The sequence below is a fragment of the Rhodoferax ferrireducens genome, assembly GCF_003347515.1.
Lineage (GTDB): Bacteria > Pseudomonadota > Gammaproteobacteria > Burkholderiales > Burkholderiaceae_C > Rhodoferax.
In genome coordinates this window covers 113,146-135,914 of sequence record NZ_QEII01000298.1, presented here as the reverse complement: position 1 = coordinate 135,914, position 22,769 = coordinate 113,146, and the positions used below count along the sequence as shown (strand labels likewise).

Here is a 22,769-nt window from a genome sequence, read left to right as displayed (position 1 = left end):
AAGACTACTTGGAAGCAGGTGCAGATGCGCTGTCCGTTGCCGGGGTGGCCTGCAAATCCACGGGTTCAGTCCATTTGCTAACCCCGCGCAATTGGTCCCGCAATTCTGTTTGCATCCATCCCAGAGCCATGGCTTTGTGCGCCTGGATAATAGCCTTATCGTAGTTTTTCAGGTCGAAGTAGTGCAGCCCGATGTTGTAGTGGGTGACTGCACTGTCTTTGGCGTAGGTAGTGGCAATTTCCAATTGTCTTGTTGCATCTGGGATGCGCCCATTGCGGTTGAGGTAGGTTGAATAGATCATGCGCACAATGCCGTCGTCAGGGCGAAAAAGAATGGCCCTCTCAAACCAGCATTCGATGGAGTAGCTTGAACCGCTGGGCTGGGTTGTTTTTTCTTTTTCACCCAGCCGCATCATTGCCATGAGTGCCCGGTGGTTGTTGGGAATTGCCCTCAGGGTGTAGTCAATGTCACCGCCAGGACGCGTGTTGGTGGTGCCACGTATCAAGGCTTCAACCACCTCGGTGAAATGAGCGCCCGTAACAATTGGGAGTTTGTCCCGGTCGGTGCGATAGTCGTAAGGGCCATACCCGTTTTTGAGCGAACCACAAGCCGAATAGCCTGATTGTGCATACAGGGGCATGGCGCTGAAGATAGCGACCAACAGGCCGATTGATGTAACAATAAATTCTCGACCGAGTTGGGCGCGAACAGAAATTGTGTTCTCAAATGCATTTTTTCGAGTCTGGCTTTTGTAAATCATATCTTTTCCCCGGCAATAATTGAGCAACATTCCAACTTGTTTCAGTCTTCCCGCTGTCTGGTTTGGCAATCAAACCAGTCAATGGATAAGTTCACAACCAAGGCGCGTGCAACCTCGTTAGAGAATGTATGGTCAGCCCCATGTAGATCATGTCGAACCAAGCGTGGATGCGCTAACGCGTTTCCCCATCCTGCGTTTTTGCTTGCATAGTCCATGAATTCTTTGGCTGTGTAATCTTCGCCACTCAACAGCAGCAAAATGTGCCCCCGGAAGCTGTGCCAGCTTGTGGCCATGCGCTGCTGAAAGGGTTCTTTTTCCATGGCTGGTCGGCTTGAACCTGAGACCGACAAGCGAATTTTTTGGACAAAACTACCCACGGAACCCAGCTCAACTTTGCCGCCAAGCAATTTCAACCAAAACTCTTTTTGCATCAATCGCTGTGTGTAGTAGTGCTTGACTTGGGTGCGCGCCAAGCTCATCTCGGACCGAACCCAGGGGTTCAACAGGCACAGGCCACTGACACGTGGGTCTTGGGTTTCATGGCAGTACAGCAAGGCGGCAGATGCGCCGTCGCACAGGCCCCACAGGGCCACCTGCTTGACGAACGGAATGCGTGTTTGCAGCGCGTCAATGGCTGCTGCAATGTCTGCATTCACCGCCTCAAAATCCCTTTGTTCACCTTCGCTATCGCCCATGCCCCGGTAGTCAAACCGCAGAACGGCATAACCGGCCGCAGCCAAGGCACGCGACAAAAGCACAAATTGCCGGTGGCTGCCGACCCGGTACTGCGGGCCACCCACAATCACGACTACGCCGATCTGTGCCGGTATTTCTGGTTTGGCCAGAATGCCCATCAGCGTGTCACCAGCGCATGCAAAGAGGGCGGTCTCTTCGGTGTAGTTCATGCCAAGGATGCCTCGCCGATGGCTTTAGGCGCAGACGCGAAAACCGCGGCAGTGGTGGCTGAAATCAGTGCCGGGGCGTCTTCAATTTCCATGGTTTGCCAGAAAGCCGGGCCTGGCACGACATGGCTGTTAACGGCAAAGCCCGCTTGCTGCCACTGGGCAATGGTTTTGGCTGAGATCGGGCTCAAACTGGCATCGTCCCGCGTAGAAATCTCGAACCATTCCACGCGCTGCGCCAGGCCTTGGTCGGCAGGTGGCACCAGGGCCGCTTGCTCCAGGCCAGATGCCAGTCCGGGTGAAAGCATATAGCCGGCGATCTCTACTGCCACGCCAACGCCCAACTGCTGGCGCATACCCTCCATGACTCCCTTTGCTTGGCCACCCAGCATGTCGCCCGCCACTTTGAGGCGCAAGAACTGTTGCAGCAGCGGCTTGCCGGCTGACGGGGGGTGCCAGAAGAGAAAGTTGCAGGGCTCGCCAAGTTGGCTGGCCGCCTCCACAGCCAGCAGGCATCCGGCGCGCAGGCCCCACAACCACAGCGGCACTTGGCCCGAATCCGCGCCTGGTGCATTGCTTTGGTTACGCAGCCAATGACAGCCTTGCACCACGTCGCTCACCCAGCTTTTCCAGGTGGCATCACCAAAATCGCCAGAGCTGTCGCCGCAGCCCCGCAGGTCGATCTGCAGCACAGAGTAACCCGCCTGGGCCAGCGCACGTGCTTGTAGTGCTGCCATACGGCGGGCTTTGTTCATCTCTTCGGCAAAGGGGTGGATGTACAACACCAAGCCTCGGACGCGGTATCCTTGAGGCGGGTAAAACAGGCAAAAGCGTTGACCGCTTTGCATGGTCTGCACCGCCTCGGCAGACAGAAAAAAAGCCTCGGGTTGCACCGGCATGAGTTGTCAGGCCGCCAGTTTGCCGCTGACAAAGTCGGTTAGCGAGCCCAGCGTGGCAAAGGTTGACCCATCGATATCATCATCGTCAACCACCAAGCCAAACTGTTCCTCAAGCGTCGTGATCAGCGTAACAACAGCCATCGAGTCCAATTCGGGAATGGCGCCCAGCAACGGTGTGTCGCGCGTGAAGGTGGCTGCGCGCCCATTCAAACTGAGAACTTCGTCAACAACACGAAGTACTTCTTGTGATATGTTCAATTCAAGCTTCCTGAGTGGCGACTGACCCAACCCAAATTCTTTTGGGAACCAAGGAATCATGTATAGCTTTTGGTACTTTTCATCCACTTGCGTTTTCTCAACTGCTGCGGCCTTTGTTGTATTTCCATGACTGAATCCACACTCTTGCCTGAACTGATAGCCCTGACTTCCCGCCGTGCTCCGGAGGCGATTGCACTGACCAGCGGTGCCTCCAATCTAAGTTACGCAGATCTGAGCGCCAGCGTCAATCAGTTTGCTTCCGGCCTGTTGGGCCTGGGCCTGGCGCGCGGTGAACGTGTCGCCATTTACCTTGAAAAGCGTTTCGAGACCGTTATTGCCAGTTTTGGCGCGCCGGCGGCCGGGGCGGTTTTTGTGCCGGTTAATCCGCTGCTCAAGCCGGAGCAGGTGGCCTTCATCTTGCGCGACTGCAACGTTCGCGTGTTGGTGACTTCGCCGGAGCGTCTGGCCTTGATGAAAGATGTGTTGGCTGAGTGCCATGACTTGCGCCATGTGGTGGTGACCGATTCTGTCGCGAATTCAGTCCCCACCAACGTGACCGCCTCAGGCCGATTTGGGTTGACCTTCTGGCGTGACTTGCTTGACGGTCCCCTGCAGTCCGGGCACCGGGTGATTGATACCGACATGGCCGCCATTCTGTACACCTCGGGCAGCACCGGTAAGCCCAAAGGCGTGGTGCTGTCGCATCGCAATATGGTGGCGGGTGCGAAGAGCGTGGCCTCCTATCTTGAGAATAATCCACAAGACACGTTGCTGGCGGCACTGCCTTTGTCGTTTGATGCCGGCTTCAGCCAGCTCACCACCGCCTTTCATGCCGGTGCGCGGGTGGTGTTGTTGAACTACCTGATGCCGCGCGATGTACTGAAAGCGATGGCTCTTGAAGGCGTGAGCGGCCTGACCGCCGTGCCGCCCTTGTACATCCAGTTGGCGCAACTGGACTGGCCCGAAGCCATTAACGAAAAGTTGCGTTATTTCGCCAACACCGGCGGCCGCATGCCCCGTGAAACGCTCACCTCGTTGCGCCAGCGCGTGCCCAAAGCCAAACCCTTCCTGATGTATGGCCTCACAGAAGCGTTTCGCTCAACCTACCTGCCACCGGCAGAGGTTGACCGCCGCCCCGATTCAATTGGCAAGGCCATTCCTAACGCTGAAATTTTGGTGTTGCGCGAAGATGGATCGGCATGTGGTCCGGAAGAACCGGGCGAACTGGTGCACCGGGGTGCCCTGGTTGGCATGGGCTACTGGAACGATGCCGAAAAGACGGCTGAGCGCTACAAGTTATTGGCCTCAGACGCGCCGGGGCGGCAGTCGGGCTTGCAGTTGCCCGAATATGCGGTTTTCTCGGGCGATACCGTGCGTATGGACGCCGAAGGTTTTTTTTACTTCATTGGCCGACGCGATGAAATGATGAAAACCTCCGGCTACCGGGTGAGCCCCACCGAGGTGGAAGAAATTTTGTACGCCACCCAACTGGTGGGCGAGTGTGTGGCTTTTGGTGTAGATCACCCCACATTAGGGCATGCTATACAAGTAATAGCTACTTACGCAATAGGGGCGGTGGCTAGAGGTCTAAATGACCTAATAAATGAATGCCGTGCGCGGATGCCCACGTACATGGTACCGGCAGGCATTGAGATCGTCGCCGGGCCGCTGCCGCGCAACCCCAATGGCAAGATCGATCGCAAGCTGCTATCCACCGAGTGGATTGAGCGCAATCGAGAAAGGCTCAATGCAGCTGAGTCCTCCACCCTACCTGAAATTCAAGGCTGAAGAAAATCCATGTCCGTCACCGAACACCAACTGCCCGTGCATGCCCCCATGAATCAGTTCTCTGTGAGCGACGGGGAACTGGTGCTCGGTGGCGAGCGTTTGTCTCTACTCGCCGCCAGGGTGGGGCAAACGCCTTTTTATGCCTATGACCGCTCGCTGTTGCGGGCACGGGTGGCCGAGTTGCGTGATGTGCTGCCCAAGGGCGTCAAGCTGCACTACGCGATGAAGGCCAACCCCATGCCGGCCGTGGTGGGGTTCATGGCGGGCTTGGTAGATGGGATTGATGTGGCCTCGGCGGGGGAGTTGAAGGTTGCGCTGGATGCCGGCGCCAACCCGCTGGAGGTGAGCTTTGCCGGGCCAGGCAAGCGCGACGCCGAGTTACGCCAAGCGGTGGCGTCCCGCGTGCTGATCAACGTTGAATCCTTTCGCGAAGTCGTGGCACTGGAGGCGATTTCCAGTGAACTGGGCCTGCCGGCCCGCGTGGCGGTGCGTGTCAATCCGGACTTTGAACTCAAAGGCTCGGGCATGAAAATGGGAGGTGGCCCCAAACAATTTGGCGTGGATGTGGAGCAGATGCCCACGCTGCTGGCCGACATTGGCCGTGCTGGTTTGGCCTTTGAAGGCTTTCATTTGTTCGCTGGTTCACAGAATTTGCGTTCGGAGTCTATCTGCGAAGCCCAGCAAAAATCTTTCGAATTGGCGCTGCGGCTGGCGCAGGATGCGCCCGCGCCGGTGCGCTTTCTGAATTTGGGAGGTGGCTTTGGCATTCCCTACTTTCCCGGTGAGCAAAGGCTTGACTTGGGGCCGATTGGCGACAACCTGGCCCGGCTTGCCCAACGGGCGCAGGCCGAGCTGCCTGAGGCCTCGTTGGTAGTCGAGCTGGGGCGTTACCTGGTGGGTGAGGCGGGTGTTTATGTGGCGCGCCTGGTGGACCGCAAGATCTCGCGCGGGCAGGTGTATCTGGTGACGGACGGTGGGCTGCATCACCACTTGTCCGCATCTGGCAATTTTGGACAGGTGATACGCAAAAACTATCCCGTCACGATCGGCAACAAGGTTGATTCGCCAGAAAAAGAAACTGCATCGGTGGTAGGACCCTTGTGTACCCCTTTAGACCTGCTGGCCGACCGCATGACCTTACCCGTGGCACGGGTGGGCGACCTGGTGGTGGTTTACCAGTCGGGCGCCTATGGCGCAAGCGCAAGTCCGCAGGGGTTCCTGGGGCATCCAGTTTGTCTTGAGGTTCTTGTTTAGGGGTGGGCCACTGAAGCATCCAACTTGGCTGCTGGTGGTCTTGGGCAGCTTCTCTGCCGGGGCGGCGCTGGCCTGGCACCACCCGCTATGGCCTGTGGCGGCATTGCTGCTCTTCGGGCTGTGGTGTCTTCTGGTGGCGTGGCGTCCGGGTCTATGGATCTTTGTGGTGCCCGCCTGTCTTCCATTTTTGAATTTCTCTCCGTGGACGGGATGGCTTGTCTTTGAGGAGTTCGACCTCCTGTTGCTGGGCGCCTTGGTGGGGGGCTATGGCCGTTTGGCCTGGTCGTCCCACGCACGCAATGGGATAAGAATTCCATGTCGTTTGTTGGCGCTGACGGCCCTGTTGGCTGGCTCTGGACTGTTGTCCTTGTACCGCGGATTCGTGGATGCCGGAGGCTTTGCCTTTGACTGGTTTGCCGGGTATGCCGATGCATTGAACAGTTTGCGCTTGTTCAAAAGTCTGGCTTTTGCACTGCTTTTTATTCCTTTGCTTCAGCAGGAAATTGAAAATTCCAGAACGCATTCGAGTCAGCGGCTGGCAAGCGGCATGGTGGTGGGGCTCGCTGTGGTCGCGCTGGCGGTTCTGTGGGAGCGTGCCGCCTTCCCCGGGCTACTGGATTTTATAAGGCACTACCGCACGGTGGCTTTGTTTTGGGAGATGCATGTCGGGGGCGCTGCGATTGATGCTTACCTGGCGTTGACGACCCCTTTTGTCGCATGGGCCGTGCTCGCCGCCCGTCGTCCCGTGTCCTGGACTGCTGCGGCCGCCTTGGCGTTACTTACCGCTTATGCCTGCCTGACGACTTTTGCCCGTGGGGTCTACTTTGCCGTGGCGGCCTCCCTCGCGTTGCTGGTCATGTTGCTCTGGGCTCAAAAGTGTGACTTCAATGCCCGGGCGTTCTTCAGCTCCCCATGGCGACGCTACAAACTTGAGGGCTGGCGCGCCAAGGCGGGCCTGCTGCTGATACTTGCACTGGCTGCCGAGGTGGCAGCGGTGTTGGGTGGAGGCTCATTCATGACCGAGCGCCTGGCCAGAGCAGACCGAGACTTGGTTAGCCGCGCTGAGCATTGGCAGCATGGCCTTGCGCTGCTGAAGGGGTCTTCCGACTGGCTGCTGGGTAAGGGCCTTGGGCGTCTGCCGGAAAACTATGCCAGTCGTGGTTCTCAAGGCGAATTCTCGGGTGATGTGAAGTTTCACGGTGAGTGGGCGCCGGGGCGGCGTGTGAACACCTTTGTGACCGTGCGAGGTCCTGGAACGATGAATGAACTGGGCGGCCTGTATGCGTTGACGCAACGGGTGCCGATGCTTCTGACGGGGCGGCAGCGTGTCAGTCTAGATGTTCGGGTGAAGAAGGAAACGGATGTTTATCTGGCGCTGTGTGAAAGACATCTGCTGTACGACGGAGGCTGCCAAGCGGCATTCATTCGAGTCTTACCAGCCCAAACTTCATGGCAAACCTTTGTATTACCGCTTATAGGCCCGGCTTTGGCAGGTGGCTTTTGGTATGCACCACGCATGGGCGTGTTCTCGCTGTCCGTTGTCAACGCGGGTGGAGTTGCGGATTTCGACAATGTCAGGCTGATCGGGCCACAGCGGGAGGAACTGCTTGGAAACGGCAACTTCTCTCAAGGGTTGTCGCACTGGTTTCCCGCTGCCCAGCGCTATTTTTTGCCTTGGCACATCGACAACATGTTTCTTGAAGTGCTGATTGAACGGGGCGTGGCCGGCTTGCTGCTTCTCGCTGTGCTGTGGGGGTATGCACTTTGGCACTTGGTGTTCGGGCGCGCCCGGTCACAGGCTTTGTCACAGGCTTTGTCGCCGTATCTGGCGGCCTCATTGTGTGCTGCACTGTTGGTCGGGTTGGTTAGCAGCGTGATGGATGTGCCTCGAGTGGCCTTCCTGTTTTATCTCTTGATACTGTTTTCAATTCAGGCCGCCCAAGAAAATCACCCCGATAGCGCGATTGCTTGAAATCCTGCGACAGCTGATACAGCTGATACAGCTGGTTACAGCGACCTTGAGAAAAATCAAGAGCTTTAAAACGTCTCAGTGCAGACTCAATTTTGAGCCGATGGTCTGCGGAGCTTGTACATGATCAAAATATTCAATCACTATTTTCACAAGCGCACGCTTTTGCAAATCTTTTTCGATCTTGGTTTGGTTGTTACTGCCATGGTCGTTTCCGTCTTGTCTCAGGTGTCGAATCCGGCTTCGGTTTCGTCCACGGTTGTGACCACGTCTCTCCTGTTGGCGATGGGCATTGTGGTCATCAATGCGGGTCTCGGTTTTTACCAGCGTGTCCACAGTTGCACGTTGGGCCAGACGCGCGCCCGCGCCGTGCTGGCCCTGTGCCTCTCTTTGCCATTGGGCTACGGAGTTTTTCGTCTTTCTCCTCTTCGGCTGGAAAATGAAGGCGTAATTGTGTTCGCATTGGTCGGCGCCGTGGTTGTCATGCTGATGCATCGTGTTTACGTGACACATGCCAAGCCGAGAGCCATGATGCGACAGCGTGTCTTGGTCTACGGTTCGGGTGCGCGGGCCAGGCTGGTCGGGAAAACGCTTAAAAACGCAGACCCCAATGTTGATTTGGTAGGGTATTACGCCAGCCCCAATGAGGATATCGCTGAGGTTTCTGCATGGGGCCTTTTGTCGCGCGAAAAGTCGTTGACTGACATTGTCCTGGAAGAGCAGGTTGACGAGATCGTGGTCGCCTTAAGCGAGCGCCGTGGCGGGAGTATGCCTCTGCGCGAATTGCTGGACTGCAAACTGCATGGCGTTCGGGTCGTTGACATTGCCACCCACTTCGAGAAGACCTTGGGGCAGATCAGGCGCGATTCCGTGTCGGCGGGGTGGCTCATTTTTGGGGATGGGTTTGAGCAGGGGCTGGTGCGAACCCTGATCAAGCGTCTTTTTGACATTGTGTGTGCGACGTTGTTGCTTGTGCTGGCATTGCCCGTCATGTTGATGACAGGAATTTTGATTCTTCTGGAGAGTGGTGGCCCCATTCTGTACCTGCAGGAGCGTGTAGGACTCAACGGTCGGCTATTCAATGTGGTGAAGTTCCGCAGCATGCGCACCGATGCAGAAAAAGATGGCGAACCTCGTTGGGCGTCAGCAGCAGACAGTCGGGTCACACGGGTCGGGCGGGTGATTCGCAAACTCCGGATTGATGAGTTGCCCCAATTGTTCAGTGTACTGGGGGGCGATATGAGTCTGGTGGGACCACGTCCAGAGCGGCCCTATTTCGTGGACAAGCTCACGCAAGAGCTTCCGTATTACGCGGTACGCCAGAGTGTCAAGCCTGGCGTAACGGGGTGGGCACAAGTGCGCTACCACTATGGGGCTTCGGTGGAAGACGCCGCTGAAAAACTCCAGTACGACCTCTATTACGTCAAAAACCATACCTTGTTTCTTGACCTGGTTGTATTATTTGAAACCGTGGGTGTGGTCGTGATGGGTAAAGGTGCGCAGTAAGATGGATTTGACTATGGCTGGGAGTGGGGTCCAATGCCGCAATTGTTGAGCCATGGATAGCAGCAATCTTGTTTTGACCGCCTGGAGTTATGGGTTGGTCGGTTTGGCTTATTCGGCCTTTGCGTTGCGGCTGCTCCAACTCGGCTATTGGCGCTCTGTGCGCGAGTGGTCCAAAGCCACGGAGCTTGCGGCGGTGACTTGCAGTGCGCTGTGGGGATGGTTTGGGCTGGCGCTCATACTGACGGGGAAACCGCTGTTCTTATATTTCAGCGCCGTGTCTGACCTGCTTCGATACAGTTTTTGGTGTGCCTTATTGTTAATCCTGCTTCAGCCGAAGCGGGTGGAGGCCAGCCCTGCAGGGATGACCTGGATAGCGCCAGTGACTGCGGCCGTCTTGGTCTTTGGACTGATGGCAAACACATTGGCCGCTTTGCATATCAACCTGTTGGGCGACGCGACAAGGTTGATCTTGTTCAGTTCAATGGCTTTCCCGGTTTTGGCCATGGTCTTGCTTGAACAGGTATTCCGAAACGTGACGGAAGATTCGCGCTGGAATATCAAGCCCTTGTGTCTTGGCCTGGCCGGGGCATTTTTGTTTGATTTGTACTTATTTTCAGAAGCTGTTTTGTTCAACCGCCTGGACAGTGACGCCCTCAGCATCCGTGGTGCTGTGCACACACTGATCGTACCGCTGTTGCTGCTTTCGATGACGCGGCGCAGTGACTGGGTTTCAAAGATCCGCCTTTCACCCCGGGCTGCATTTCATTCGGCAACCCTGCTGATGGCCGGTGTGTATTTGATCTTCATATCGAGTGTTGGTTACTACGTTCGCTACTTTGGTGGTGAGTGGGGTCGGGCGTTGCAGTTGGGGTTGGTATTCATTGCCTTGGTCTTACTGGTGGTCTTGGTGCTGTCCGGTACCGTACGCGCCAAGCTCCGGGTTTTTTTGGGTAAACATTTCTTCCGCTATCGTTTTGACTACCGAGAGGAATGGCTCAAATTTACTCACACGTTAACCGCCAGGAATTCCCCCCAGGAAATGGGGCAGCAGGTGATTCGTGGACTGGCAGACATGCTTGAAAGTCCGGCGGGGGGGCTTTGGATGAAGGCAAAGGGCGAGGCTGCGTTCAGTCAAACGGCGCGCTGGAATATGGCGCACACCCAGAAAAAAGAAGACGCCGACTCGCCACTGTGCCAGTTCATGGTGACCAGTGGCTGGGTGGTCAATCTGGAAGAGTACCGCTCTTTCCCCCGGCGCTACGGGCAACTCAAAGTGCCGGAATGGCTGCAAGGAATTGCGAAGGCCTGGCTGGTGGTGCCCCTGATGGTGGGTGATGAGCTGATTGGATTTTGTGTGTTGGCCAGCGCGCGTACACGCGTTGATGTGAACTGGGAAGTCAATGATTTGTTGAAAACTGCGGGTCAGCAGGCGGCCAGTTTCCTGGCGCAAATGCAGGCGACGGAGGCGCTGCTGGAGGTGCGCAAGTTTGATGCGTTCAATCGCATGTCGGCCTTTGTCGTGCATGATCTGAAGAATATCGTGACCCAACTTTCCTTGATGATGAAAAATGCTAAACGCTTGGGCGATAACCCGGAGTTTCAGCAAGACATGTTGATGACGGTCGAGAATTCACTGGACAGAATGCGGCAGCTCATGCTTCAGTTGCGTGAAGGGGCCACGCCACCTGGGATGGCATTCGGGGTGAATCTTGGCGGAATAATTCAACGCATAGAGGCTGTCGCCGCAGGGCGTGGCAGAACGCTTGAAGTTCAAGTATCGGAGCCGGTCCTGACGCGTGGTCATGAGGAACGATTGGAGCGAATTATCGGACATGTTGTGCAAAACGCCTTTGATGCTACAGACCCTGGCGGACGCGTCTGGGTAAATCTCGATCGTGTGAGTGGACAGGCCAGAATTGTGGTTGGTGACACAGGGCAGGGTATGTCCGCGGATTTCATTCGGGATCGCCTGTTTAAACCCTTCCAGACGACGAAGCAAGCCGGGATGGGCATTGGCGCTTATGAGAGCTTCCAGTATGTGCAGGAGCTGGGTGGACGAATTGAGGTTGACAGCCAACTCGGTCAAGGCACCACGGTGAAGATGCTCCTGCCTTTGTTTGAAATCCAGAAGGAATCAGACCTTCACTCGCTGGAGGTTTCATGACATCTGAAAAAACGCGGTCGTTGCTGATTGTTGAAGATGATCTGGCCCTGCAAAAGCAGATCAAGTGGTCGCTTGACCGGTTTGACTCTGTGATGGCCCATGACAGGGAAAGCGCATTGCTGCAATTGCGCAAGAGCGCGCCCGCGGTCGTCACAATGGATTTGGGACTGCCGCCTGATACGGACTCGGTCTCTGAAGGTTTTCGACTTCTTGAGCAAATGTTGGTTTTTGACCCGGACATCAAGGTGATTGTCCTGACTGGACAAAACGATCAGGCCAATGCCTTGCGTGCCGTTGCAATGGGTGCTTATGATTTTTTCGCGAAGCCGTTCGAACCCGAGTTACTCAACCTGACTATTGAGCGCGCCTTCAGGTTGTTTGAGTTGCAAAGCGAGAATAGGCGGCTGCAAACTCTGTATCAACCGGATGCCCTGTCAGATTTGATGACGCGCGACCCCAACATGTTGCGTATCTGCCGCACGATTGAAAAAGTGGCGACCAGCAACGTCACGGTCATGCTGCTTGGCGAAAGCGGTACGGGAAAAGAGGTATTGGCTCGCGGTTTGCACCAGTCTTCTCCCCGGCGAGCGGAGAAATTTGTTGCCATCAATTGCGCGGCCATTCCGGAGAATTTGCTGGAAAGTGAATTGTTTGGCTTCGAGAAAGGCGCCTTCACCGGCGCGGCAAAGATGACGCTGGGCAAGATCGAGATGGCCAATGGCGGGACCTTGATGCTGGACGAAATTGGAGATTTGCCATTTCCGTTGCAGGCCAAGCTGCTGCGCTTTTTGCAGGAAAGAACGATTGAGCGTGTAGGTGGTCGGCAAGAAATACCGGTGGATGTGCGCATCGTTTGTGCGACGCATCAGGATTTGAATGCGCTCAGCAAAGAAGGCCGTTTTCGCGAGGACCTGTATTACCGGTTGGCAGAAATTGTTGTCAACATTCCGCCACTGCGTGACCGTGTTGGGGATGCTGCATTGTTGGCACATGCGTTCGTGCGACGCTTTGCACACGAACAAAATCGATCGTCCATGACGCTTAGCGAAGAGGCGGTCAAGGCGGTGGAATGCCACCCTTGGCCAGGCAACATCCGTGAACTTGAGAACTGCATCAAGCGTGCCACCATCATGACGGACGGTAACCAGATTTCCTGCGAAGACTTGGGGCTGAAAAATACTGCGACGGACGATTTTGACAACTCACTTGATCTGCGAGTGATTCGCGACAACGCTGAAAGACGGGCGATTATTGCGGCGCTGGGTCGCGTCAATGGAAATATGGTCAAGGCTGCGGAATTGCTTGGTGTGAGTCGGCCCACACTCTACGATTTGATGCACCGGCTGGGTTTAAAGTAGTTTGCTTCGCCTTCAAATTTCAATTCACGGTACAGACATGAACTCAATAAAATCACATGCTCGCACAGTTTTTTCAACTGTGCTGGTATCTATGTTGTTCGCCGGTTGCGGCGACCAGCCTGACGCCATGCTCATCTCTGCCAAAGACTATTTGGCGAAGAACGATAACAAGGCTGCGGTCATACAGATCAAGAATGCGCTTCAGAGCAATCCGGACTTGCCTGAGGCGCGCTACTTGCTGGGTACGGCACTACTGGACAGTGGGGACCCCATTGGCGCTGAAACTGAACTGCGCAAAGCCCTTGATTTGAAGTACCCCCAAGATACAGTTATTCCGCCATTGGCCAGAGCCCTGTTGGCGCAAGGTCATGCCAGGAAACTGACGGACGAATTCGCCAAGGTTGAATTGAGTCAACCATCCCCAAAAGCAAGTCTGCAGATGTCGCTTGTTTCGGCCTATGCCATGCAGGGGAAGGCTGAGCTTTCACAAGCGGCACTGGATGCAGCCTTGCTGGCGGACCCAGACTATGCGCCTGCCCGCATCGCACAGGCCCGACAAAAGGCCATGCAGCGTGACTTTGACGGGGCGCTGGCGATGGCAGAGGCAGTAATTGCCAAGTCGCCCCGGAGCCATGAGGCCTGGAAGCTTAAAGGCGACATTTTGCTGTATGCGAAAAATCAACTCGTTGACGCATTGGCCGCTTATCGCAAAGCGATTGAAATCAAGCCGGATTTTCTGCCCGGTCATGCAGCCGTCATAACTCTGTTGATGCGGCAAGGCAATCTTGAAGAAGTTGAGAAGCAGGTCGACCAACTAAAGAAGTTTGCAGCCCAACATCCACAAAGCAAATATTTTGAGGCCCAGCTCGCCTTTCAGAAGAAAGATTTCAAATTGGCCAGAGATCTGTCCCAGCAGGTTCTGAAAGCGGCCCCTGGCAATCTTCAAGGCTTGCAGTTGGCCGGCGCCGTGGAGCTTCAACTCAATTCACTGCTGCAGGCGGAAGGCTATTTGAGCAAAGCCGTGCAGATGGCGCCCGAGTTGCTCCTGGCCCGTCGGCTGCTTGTTGTGACCTATCTGCGCTCAGGACAGCCGGCCAAAGCGCTGGCGACCTTGCTTCCAGGCCTGAACAGGAAGAATATCGACCCTGGCCTGCTGGCAGTGGCTGGCGAGGTTTATTTGCAAAACGGCGATGTCAAGAGCGCTGAACAGTACTTCGCGAAAGCGGCCCAGCAGAACCCCAAGGACGGCAGAAACCGGACCTCGCTGGCGTTGACCCATTTGATGAGCGGGCAGGTGGACTCGGCATTTGAAGAGTTGCAGGATATTGCCGGGTCTGACACGGGTACGACAGCAGACCTGGCCCTGATTAGCGCGCACTTGAGGCGGCAAGAGTTTGACAAGGCTTTGAAGGCCATCGACGGGCTTGAGAAAAAGCAGCCAGACAAGCCATTGGCAGCCCATTTGCGCGCGCGAACCCTGTTGGCAAAACGAGATGTGGCCGGTGCGAAACAGAGCTTTGAGCGTGCTTTGGCGATTGACCCGACCTACTTTCCAGCCGTGGTCAGTCTGGCCGGGTTGGACGTGGCGGACAAACGACCTGATGACGCCAAAAAGCGCTTCGAGGCCGTGCTGGCCAAGGACCCCAAAAATAGCCAGGCCTTGCTGGCGCTTGCCGAACTTGCAGCCAGGTCGGGGGCCACAAAAGAGGATGTGGCCAAGCTCATTGGCAGTGCGGTTGCCGCCAACCCCACGGATGTGTCAGCACGTTTGTTACTGATTGATTTTCATCTACGCAATAAGGAATTCAAAACAGCTTCGTCGGCGGCCCAGAATGCAGTGGCTGCGTTGCCAGACAGTCCTGAGGTGCTGGATGCGTTGGGTCGCACGCAACAGGCTTCAGGGGAACTTAATCAGGCCATTGCTACATTTAACAAGTTGGCGGGCATGCAACCGCTGTCTCCGTTACCTCAAGTACGCCTCGCTGAGGCCCATATGGCTGCAAAGAACAAGGAAGCTGCGGGCAATAGCCTTCGCAAGGGGCTCGAGATCAAGCCCGACCTGCTGGACGCGCAGCGTGCCTTGATCCTGCTCGATCTGGATGGGAAGAAGTTCCAGGATGCCCTGACGATGGCGCGCACGGTGCAGAAGCAACGGCCTAAAGAGGCCGTGGGCTATGTGCTGGAAGGCGACGTCAATGCCTTTCAGAAGAACTGGGAAAGTGCTGCAACGGCCTATCGTGTCGGGCTGAAGCAGATAAGTTCTTCGTCTGAATTAGCGCTGAAGCTGCACTCTGTTTTGCTGGCTTCTGGCAAAGGCGCTGAAGCAGACAAATTTTCCGCTACCTGGCAAAAGGGCAACCCCAAAGATGCAACCTTCCTGTCTTACCTGGGCGATGGCGCTATTGCACGCAAAGATTACGGCGATGCCGAAAAGAACTATGCGACGGTGGTCAAATTGCAGCCCAACAACGCGGTCGCCTACAACAATCTGGCTTGGGTGAGCGCCAAACTGAACAAAGAGGGCGCTATTTCTTATGCCGAGAAGGCAAATACCTTGGCTCCAAATCAACCGGCTTTCATGGACACCTTGGCTATGTTGCTGTCTGATAGAGGCGACTACGCAAAGGCGATAGAGCTTCAGGTGAAAGCGCTGGCTCTGCAGCCGCAAAACGCCTTGTTCAAACTCAACCTGGCAAAAATTCATATCAAGGGAGGAAAGAAAGAATTGGCCAAGAAGGAGCTGGACGAACTGAATAAATTGGGTGACAAGTTTGCCGGGCAGACTGAGGTTGCAACTCTTTTGAAGAGTTTATAGATATGTCGAATTTATTTACAGCTAGTGATCAATATGGATCGTCACTAAGACAATAGCAATATGAATCAAGAGCTTAGAGAGCGCGGCACGAAATATGCTGAACCTACCGCAAGATTAGCGGCAACGTGAGGGAACTGATATGGGCACTGAAAATATTGATCCGACAGGACTGGGGAAGCCGGACACCCCTTCATTTGGGGCAATTGCGCGCCGTCGTATTCTTCTTCAAGGCGTCGGCAAGGGAGCTGCGGTTCTGGCCGCGACGGTACCCATTCAGACTTTGGCAGGTCAGAGTTTGCTGACTTTTGATGGCAAACATCAATGCAGTGTATCGGGCATGACATCCGGCGTGCATTCAAAAACGCCAACGAATACTCCGGTTTGCGGTGGTTATAGCCCCGGGTGGTGGGGTCAATCAATGACGGTGAGTGGAAAGCTGGTGCCAAAGCGTACGTGGCCTGCACTTCCGAAATTTTGGACCTATAAAACAAAATGCAGTACTGTTTTCACCAAGAGAACATTGACGGGCAACCCGACGCTGTTTGAGGTCATGAACCCACCAAATTTCGCTAATACTGACGAATTTCACTGGATTTGTGCCTGGTTGAACGCTTTGTCGACGAGCTTCAACTTTCCTTATACTGGGCAGCAGGTACTTGACTTTTACAACTCTACCTCGTCCACTGTGTACGAAGATGCCCTGGCATTCTTCAAGACCTACATGGAAACTCATGCGCCATAAGATATCTACAATGACAAGCCTTTTCTCCTTGGCAGATAGACTGAAAATATTTGAACAGTGGTTTGGCATCTGAACGCACTGGCCTCGCTTCACTGGCGCTGCTGGAACGACGAGTGGGCGGTATTTGACGTCGGGTCCGGACAGACTCATCAGATGGACACCCTCACGGCCGTTACTCTGATGATGGTTGAGGCCACCTCTCTCAGTCTTTCGGAACTTGTTTCATGGGTTGCAGAAGAAATGCTAATACCCTGCGATCAGGAGCTGTCACATGCGCTGAGTGGCATTCTGGAACGATTGGCAGCGGCAGGATTGATTGAGTCAGCATCGCAATGATGATGTCGGAGTTAAGTTCTTCTGAAGTCAAGAGTCGACTTCGTCAAACGGGTTTGACAATTCGTACCGGCCCGTTCAGTTTCAGAATTATTTCAGCCATTGACTCCGTTGCCGATGGATTGAGACTGCTCTATCCAAACTACCCACTCGTTGACAATCAGGAGTTTGTCGACTTCACCGTGACTCTGGCCCCAAGCGGAGGATTACGGAGATGGTGGCGACCGCAGGTCAAATTAATTTATGACGGCGAGCATCCATTTACCGCCTTGCCCATTGATCATGCTTTTCCCTTGCTTGAGTGGGCAATGAACTGGTGCATCTCGACCCAAGCCCACCATTACCTGACTCTGCACGCCGCTGTAATGGAGCGAAACGGTTGTGCCGTTATCATGCCGGCCCCTCCAGGATCGGGGAAAAGTACGTTGTGCGCAGGTCTCGTCAACCGAGGCTGGCGACTTCTGTCGGATGAACTGACATTGATTTCACTCGAAGACGGCTTGATTGCGCCATTGGGTCGGCCCATCAGCTTGAAAAATCAGTCACTTGAGGTGATCAGGAAGTTTGTCCCGGGCGCAGTGTTGAATCAGGTGACCCATGACACCTCCAAAGGTTCTGTCAGCCACATGAAGGCGCCTGCCGCTCATGTGGAGCGCATCGAGGATCGGGCCCGACCGAGATGGGTGATATTCCCGAAATATGTTCCCGATACCCGGGCAGAACTCACGCCTCGATCCAAGGCCAACAGCATGCTGGAACTGGGCCGCAACTCATTCAATTACACCTTGCTCGGATTAACCGGCTTTGAACTGCTCGCCGACGTTATTGGGTCCAGTGATTGCTATGACTTCAGGTACAGCCAGCTGGATGAAGCCGTGTCCGTGTTCGACCGGCTTGCCGAGAGGGCGCGGATTTGAAACCAGATCTACTTTCGGGCGTCTGGGCGCAATCAGACCAAAGGCCCGAACTGACGCTTTCGGACTGGGAAATGCTGCTGGGTCAGGCTAGGCAAGCGCGATTGCTGGGGCGTCTCGCGCAGCACCATGCTGCGCACGGTTGGTTGTCAGAGGTTCCTGCGAAACCACGACAATATCTCGAAGGGGCGCTGAGGCTGGTTGACCGCCAACACCATGAAGTGCAATGGGAGGTGCACTGCATCAGGCGCGCACTGAAGCAAGTGGGCACTCCCATCGTCATGCTCAAAGGCGCGGCTTATTTCGTGGCCGGCCTGCCGCCGCGGCACGGCCGGCTTTTTTCTGACATAGACATCATGGTCAAACGGGAGCGCCTGCCAGAAGTCGAAGGCGCGTTGTTTCGGGCCGGTTGGATCGGTGAGGAGCGCGATGCCTACAACGAGCGCTACTACCGCGAATGGATGCACGAGATCCCGCCCTTGAGGCATGTACAGCGCGGCACGGTGATTGATGTTCATCACACCATCACACCCCCGACCTCCCGCTTCAAGGTTGATGGAGCCAAGCTTCTTGAGCGTATCGAGGCCATTGACGACGCGGGGGACCTGTTCGTCTTGGCGCCCGAAGACATGGTGCTGCACAGCGCCGTGCACCTGTTTCAGGAAGGGGAGTTCGACCACGGCCTGCGTGACCTGCTTGACCTAAAGGACTTGCTGGAGCATTTTTCGTTGCAAACGGAGTTCTGGCTGCGGCTGTTCGATCGCGCGCACGAACTGGGCTTGCAAATCCCCTTGTTCCATGCCTTGTTTCATATTCGACGGCTGTTTGGGGTCATGGCGCCAGCCGAATGGATGGGGCGGGTGGGCCGGCTCAGTCCCCCGGCGCCTGCCAGAATCATGATGGCCTGGCTGCTCGGTTTGGCCCTTCGGCCCGATCACCCCAGTTGCGACACCCGATGGACGGACCTGGCCCGCTGGCTGTTGTTTGTGCGCTCACACGCTTTGCGCATGCCCTTGCATCAGGTCGTTCCCCATCTCGCAAGGAAGGCTTGGATGCGGCGTTTTCCTGTACAAACATGAAGTCCGGATTGCCGGATACGGTGTACTTCGTACTTGAATCTGCGGCAAAAAAAAGCACTGGAAATCAGTGCTTTTTTGGGGAATGGCGGGGAGCTTGGTTCAGGCTTTCAGCTGCTTTGACCGCGGCGACGCGAAGCCATAAGACCTACCAGGCCGACGCCTAGCAAGACGACAGAGCCCGGCTCTGGCACTCTGCTGCTACCGCAACTGTTATTGGTCACTGTGCCGGCGCATGTGTTGCCGGCCACTGACAGTATCTTGAATGCATCATTAAATTGGCTCAACGTGCCGCCGTAAGCGGTACTGTAGGCGCTGATAAGCCAATAGCTCGAGTAGATTGGAGTCGATATTCCTTGCGTGCCGCCGGCCGTGCTGCCATTAGATGCGCCAACGTCGGTGTAATTCCCGATGAGTGTCCAACCCGACGACAACAGGCCAGCTCCGGCCAGGGTAGGAGTCCCGCCTCCAGTCCAAGCTAGAACAGATAAATCGGAGTCGATATAGGTCCCTGTCGCGTTGTCCGTGCCATTCCAGCCTATTTTCAAACTACTCAGGTTTACGGGAGCACTTGTAAAGTTGACTAAAAGCGCATCGATTCCGTATTTGTTATCCGTGGCGTGTGGTCCGCTCGTGTTCGGGTCGTCATTGATGGCAACGACGCCCAAGCCTGCGGCGGCGCCCCAGTTGTACACCGTCGCTGCGGCAAAGGTTGTACCCGTTGTAGGCGCGATAACGGTTCCGGTTCCTGTAGACCAGCCGCTGATCGCCGCGCCTGATGCACCACAAACCTGGCTGGTGGAATTTGATGTGCACTGTCCAACCAAATCCCAGGTCGATGCTGCAAACGCCGTGGCTCCCAACACCGCCAATGCAACCGCAGCAAGCGACTTGACTATACGTTTGGAAGTGGTGATTTTCATGATGTTCATCCTCATATTAAGCAGGCTTGGAAACAGAAACCTTTGCAGCGCGCTGCGAATGATTTGTTCTAGCGAAATTCATGCCAGTACAAATTAATGCTTATGTTTCAAGAGGTTACATTTTTCTTTGTGGATGTCGTAAATCAAGGTGTAAAGAATATCGACGCAGCGCGCCTGCCTGCGTCATTTACTTGAGTGACTTCAACAATGCGCCCGCGTCCGCAGAACTCTCGAAGACCTGGCCACTTTTCAAGGCCGCTTCAAGTTCTTCGCGGGCTTCAGTTTTTCGATCGGTTTGCGCCAACACGACTGCCAGGTGGTAACGGATTTCGGGATTACCGGGGTCGCGCAGGCGGGCATCGCGCAAGAGTTGCAGGGCGCGGTCGTTTTGTCCAGACTGAGACAGGGCCCAGCCAAGCGTATCGATGGCGTTGGGGTTGCCCGGATTCTTGGCCACGGCTTGTTCAGACGTCTTGACGGCTTCGGGGTCTTTGAGGCGGAGCATGACGTTGGCCAGATTATTCAAGGCCGGGCTGTCATCGGGGCTCATCTTTATCAGGCCTTCATAAGCCGTCTTGGCCATGATGAAATTGCCGGTTCTGGCATAGCCATCGGCCATCGCCCGTTGAGTGAGCGCATCCTTGGGGTGGATTTTCATCCACTGCTCAGCCAGTAGCTGGGCTGGTTTGCCGCCGTCCTGGGCGGCGAGGGTGCGAAACAACCGCAACAAGGTGTCGGTGGATGGCTCCAGCTGATGCGCGCGTCGGTAAGCGTCCAGTGCAGCCGGGGTCTGGCCCCGGGCGATGGCCACGTCGCCCAGCAGGCTGTAGCCGATGGCGCGTTTCGGATTCTTCGCCACAATATCGCGCGCGCGTTTTTCGGCTTTGGCAGGCTCGGCCTGGCGAAGCTCTACCTCGGTCATCAATGCCATGGCCGGCAAATAATCTGGTTGACCTGACAGCGCTTTTTCGAGACTGTAGGCCGCACCGGCCACATTGTTCGCGGCCAGCTGTAACACGGCAATTTGCAACTGTGAAACCGGGTTGTAGTCGGCCACGCGGGTGGCACTTGTCAAGGAAGCCTTGGCGCCAATGCTGTCGCTGCTGGCCAATTGCGCCTTGGCATATGCCATCAGCACTGACAGATCGTCTGGCGCTTTGGCAGAGACCTGCTTTGCCACCTCCAGCGCCGGGCTTGGGCGACCGTTGCGCAAATGGAAGTCGGATAAGGCAAGTCCCCAGCGGGTTTCTTTCGGGCCTGAGAGGTCGTTGGCTTTCTCGAGCCAGCGCTGGGTCTCGGCGGCCTGGTCCCTGCGATCTGACAGGCTTGCCATTTCATACATGGCTTCTGTGTTCTTTTCGTCGATCTTGAGAATGGCGGCAAGACGGGCGGCGGCTGCGTCATAGGACTTGCTGGCAATCTCAAGGCGCGCCAGATTGATCTTTGGCGATACCAGCCGGTCGTCCAGCTTGATCGCTTGCTCAAATGCTGATCTGGCTCCCGCCAGATAGCCCGACTCCCCTCGGGCCATGCCAAGAAGATTGAAAAAGCTCGCGTTGGAGGGTTGTTGTTTGACCAGATTTTCCCCAATAAGCGCCGCCTTTGATGCTTGTCCACTGCGCAAATAAAGCCTAATAAGAACGGTGGCCGCCTGGGTCTGGTGCGGATCCTTTTTATAGGCGGCTTCCAGCTCCACAACGCCGTTGCCGGACTGGCCGCTGCGAATCAGGCTCAAGCCCAGCACGGTACGAAATTCGGGTGCGTCATTGGTTTTCAGCGCCTGCTGCATCAAGGATGCGGCCCGCGCATGGTGCCCCTTGGACAGGAGCGCGGAACCCAGCAAGGTCATCGCCTGACCGTCGGCCGGTTGCGCTTTCAGATAGGTTTCAAGAACCTCAATGGCGCGATCAACGTTTGACTCGCCCAAGTAGATTTGCGCCAGCAATTTCGATGCGGCGCTGTTGCCTTGCGTCTTCTGAAAGGCTTCAAGGTATTGCTTGGCCTTTTCGCGCTCGTTGAGGCCGAAGTGCGCCAGACCATTGAGCATCAACAGTTGCGGGCGGTAGCGGATGAAATCTATGGGGACCGGGTCGATCAGCCCGACCAGGTCTTTCAGCGCCGAGCGAGCAAGCTCGGGTTTGTTGTCCCGCTCGGCCAGCAGCGCACGCAGGTAGGCCGCACGCGGCTCCTTCGGGGCAATGCGTTTGAGTTCGCCGACATCACTGGCGGCCTCGGGCTGGCGACCCAGATCCAGGTACAGCCCGGCGCGTGCTACGCGTGCTTCCACATGCCCGGCCTCCAGTGTGAGTGCCTTGTCATAGGCTGCCAGCGTCGCCGCCAGATCGCCCGAGACATGCAAAATCGATCCTTTCTGGTACCAGGCTTCGGCCGAGTCTGGTGCAAGAGCCAGTGCCCGCTGTGCCGCCTCTGTGGCTTCGCGAAACTGGCGAGCGCGGATGCGTATCGGCACTTCGGCCAGCCACACCGATGGCAATGTTGAATCAATGGCGCGTGCCTCATCAATCGCCTTCAATGCGCCTCGCAGGTCGCCCAGATCGGCACTCGCAGCGGAGCGAAGCAACAGGAGTTCCCGTTGTACCGCGGCGGGCAGACCAGCCAGGCTGAACTGCGGCTGCCCAAGAATGAGCTTTTGTTTGCCTTGTGCCAGGTAGGCCTGCCCGAGTGGGATCACGACTTCGGCGCGATTGACGCCCAGGCGCAGGGCTTCCGTCAAGGCAACCTCGGCGGCCACCACATCACCGTTTTGCAACAAGGCCTTGCCGAGCAGCATTTGAACTGACAGCATGTTTTTGTCAATTTGCAGTGCGTTTTTTAGCTGAATGATCGCCCCATCCAGATCTTTCTTGTCGTACCGGGTCAAGGCGTCTTCATAATATTTGGATGCCTTGGCGTCAGCTGCCAGGGATTGATGCGGCCCAAACACACCAAGCAAGGTCGCCAAAGTCAGCGTGAGGGCGCAGAATTTGGCGTGACGGGGTGACCGGGGGGGGGTGTTTTCAGGCATGGTTGGCTCGGAAAGGAATGGATAATGAAACAAATCGTAACGAAGTGTTTCGTGAGTCCATTGCGTAAGCGCAATGTGTGAAC

The 22,769-nt window shown here is 55.9% G+C and carries 17 protein-coding genes; 11 read left to right on the top strand and 6 right to left on the bottom strand.

From position 1 onward, the window contains the following. Positions 1-4: 4 nt before the first annotated feature. Genes C5P05_RS21075 through C5P05_RS21060 form a run of 4 tightly spaced genes read right to left on the bottom strand, consistent with a single transcriptional unit; the run spans position 5 to position 2,819 of the window. Positions 5-760, bottom strand: coding sequence for a tetratricopeptide repeat protein (locus C5P05_RS21075; protein WP_114971804.1), 756 nt, complete (start codon positions 758-760; stop codon positions 5-7). Positions 761-801: 41 nt separating this feature from the next. Then, positions 802-1,665 carry a hydrolase 1, exosortase A system-associated gene (locus C5P05_RS21070; protein ID WP_114971803.1) on the bottom strand — a complete coding sequence of 288 codons (864 nt, stop codon included), beginning with the start codon at positions 1,663-1,665 and terminating at the stop codon, positions 802-804. Beyond that, positions 1,662-2,561 carry a hydrolase 2, exosortase A system-associated gene (locus C5P05_RS21065; protein ID WP_232834600.1) on the bottom strand — a complete coding sequence of 300 codons (900 nt, stop codon included), beginning with the start codon at positions 2,559-2,561 and terminating at the stop codon, positions 1,662-1,664. The genes C5P05_RS21070 and C5P05_RS21065 overlap by 4 nt, the downstream gene beginning before the upstream one ends. A gap of 6 nt (positions 2,562-2,567) precedes the next feature. Beyond that, on the bottom strand, positions 2,568-2,819 hold the full coding sequence (locus tag C5P05_RS21060; RefSeq protein ID WP_114971958.1) for an acyl carrier protein: 252 nt from the start codon (positions 2,817-2,819) through the stop codon (positions 2,568-2,570). A gap of 126 nt (positions 2,820-2,945) precedes the next feature. Here C5P05_RS21060 and C5P05_RS21055 point away from each other — a divergent pair, with 126 nt between their 5' ends. The 11 genes from C5P05_RS21055 (at position 2,946) to C5P05_RS21010 (ending at position 18,741) form a co-directional block, all read left to right on the top strand. Next, positions 2,946-4,607: an acyl-CoA ligase (AMP-forming), exosortase A system-associated gene (locus tag C5P05_RS21055; protein WP_114971802.1), complete on the top strand. Its 1,662-nt coding sequence runs from the start codon at positions 2,946-2,948 to the stop codon at positions 4,605-4,607. Between the two features lie 9 nt (positions 4,608-4,616). Then, complete coding sequence (locus C5P05_RS21050; protein ID WP_114971801.1) at positions 4,617-5,861, top strand: pyridoxal-dependent decarboxylase, exosortase A system-associated; 1,245 nt, start codon at positions 4,617-4,619, stop codon at positions 5,859-5,861. A gap of 40 nt (positions 5,862-5,901) precedes the next feature. After that, entirely contained in the window at positions 5,902-7,833 is a 1,932-nt protein-coding gene (locus tag C5P05_RS21045; protein WP_157979416.1) for a hypothetical protein, read from the top strand. Between the two features lie 120 nt (positions 7,834-7,953). Continuing rightward, positions 7,954-9,336 carry a TIGR03013 family XrtA/PEP-CTERM system glycosyltransferase gene (locus C5P05_RS21040; RefSeq protein WP_114971799.1) on the top strand — a complete coding sequence of 461 codons (1,383 nt, stop codon included), beginning with the start codon at positions 7,954-7,956 and terminating at the stop codon, positions 9,334-9,336. Between the two features lie 52 nt (positions 9,337-9,388). Further along, on the top strand, positions 9,389-11,500 hold the full coding sequence (gene prsK / locus C5P05_RS21035; protein WP_114971798.1) for an XrtA/PEP-CTERM system histidine kinase PrsK: 2,112 nt from the start codon (positions 9,389-9,391) through the stop codon (positions 11,498-11,500). Beyond that, positions 11,497-12,858 carry a PEP-CTERM-box response regulator transcription factor gene (prsR, locus tag C5P05_RS21030; protein ID WP_114971797.1) on the top strand — a complete coding sequence of 454 codons (1,362 nt, stop codon included), beginning with the start codon at positions 11,497-11,499 and terminating at the stop codon, positions 12,856-12,858. The genes prsK and prsR overlap by 4 nt, the downstream gene beginning before the upstream one ends. Before the next feature lie 37 nt (positions 12,859-12,895). Then, a complete protein-coding gene (gene prsT, locus C5P05_RS21025) occupies positions 12,896-15,673 on the top strand; it encodes an XrtA/PEP-CTERM system TPR-repeat protein PrsT (protein WP_114971796.1) in 2,778 nt (925 codons plus the stop codon). Positions 15,674-15,812: 139 nt separating this feature from the next. Further along, positions 15,813-16,415 (top strand): hypothetical protein, encoded by a 603-nt coding sequence (locus tag C5P05_RS33800; RefSeq protein WP_157979415.1) that lies wholly within the window; start codon positions 15,813-15,815, stop codon positions 16,413-16,415. Positions 16,416-16,472: 57 nt separating this feature from the next. Next, entirely contained in the window at positions 16,473-16,751 is a 279-nt protein-coding gene (locus tag C5P05_RS21020; RefSeq protein ID WP_114971795.1) for an HPr-rel-A system PqqD family peptide chaperone, read from the top strand. After that, on the top strand, positions 16,748-17,665 hold the full coding sequence (locus tag C5P05_RS21015; RefSeq protein ID WP_114971794.1) for an HprK-related kinase A: 918 nt from the start codon (positions 16,748-16,750) through the stop codon (positions 17,663-17,665). The genes C5P05_RS21020 and C5P05_RS21015 overlap by 4 nt, the downstream gene beginning before the upstream one ends. Before the next feature lie 71 nt (positions 17,666-17,736). Continuing rightward, on the top strand, positions 17,737-18,741 hold the full coding sequence (locus C5P05_RS21010; RefSeq protein ID WP_114971793.1) for a nucleotidyltransferase family protein: 1,005 nt from the start codon (positions 17,737-17,739) through the stop codon (positions 18,739-18,741). A gap of 107 nt (positions 18,742-18,848) precedes the next feature. Here the strand turns inward: C5P05_RS21010 and xdp1 are convergent, their stop codons facing one another. After that, positions 18,849-19,661, bottom strand: a complete 813-nt coding sequence (xdp1, locus tag C5P05_RS21005) for an exosortase-dependent surface protein XDP1 (RefSeq protein ID WP_157979414.1) — start codon at positions 19,659-19,661, stop codon at positions 18,849-18,851. Between the two features lie 187 nt (positions 19,662-19,848). Beyond that, on the bottom strand, positions 19,849-22,686 hold the full coding sequence (prsT, locus tag C5P05_RS21000) for an XrtA/PEP-CTERM system TPR-repeat protein PrsT (protein WP_114971791.1): 2,838 nt from the start codon (positions 22,684-22,686) through the stop codon (positions 19,849-19,851). Between the last annotated feature and the right edge of the window lie 83 nt (positions 22,687-22,769).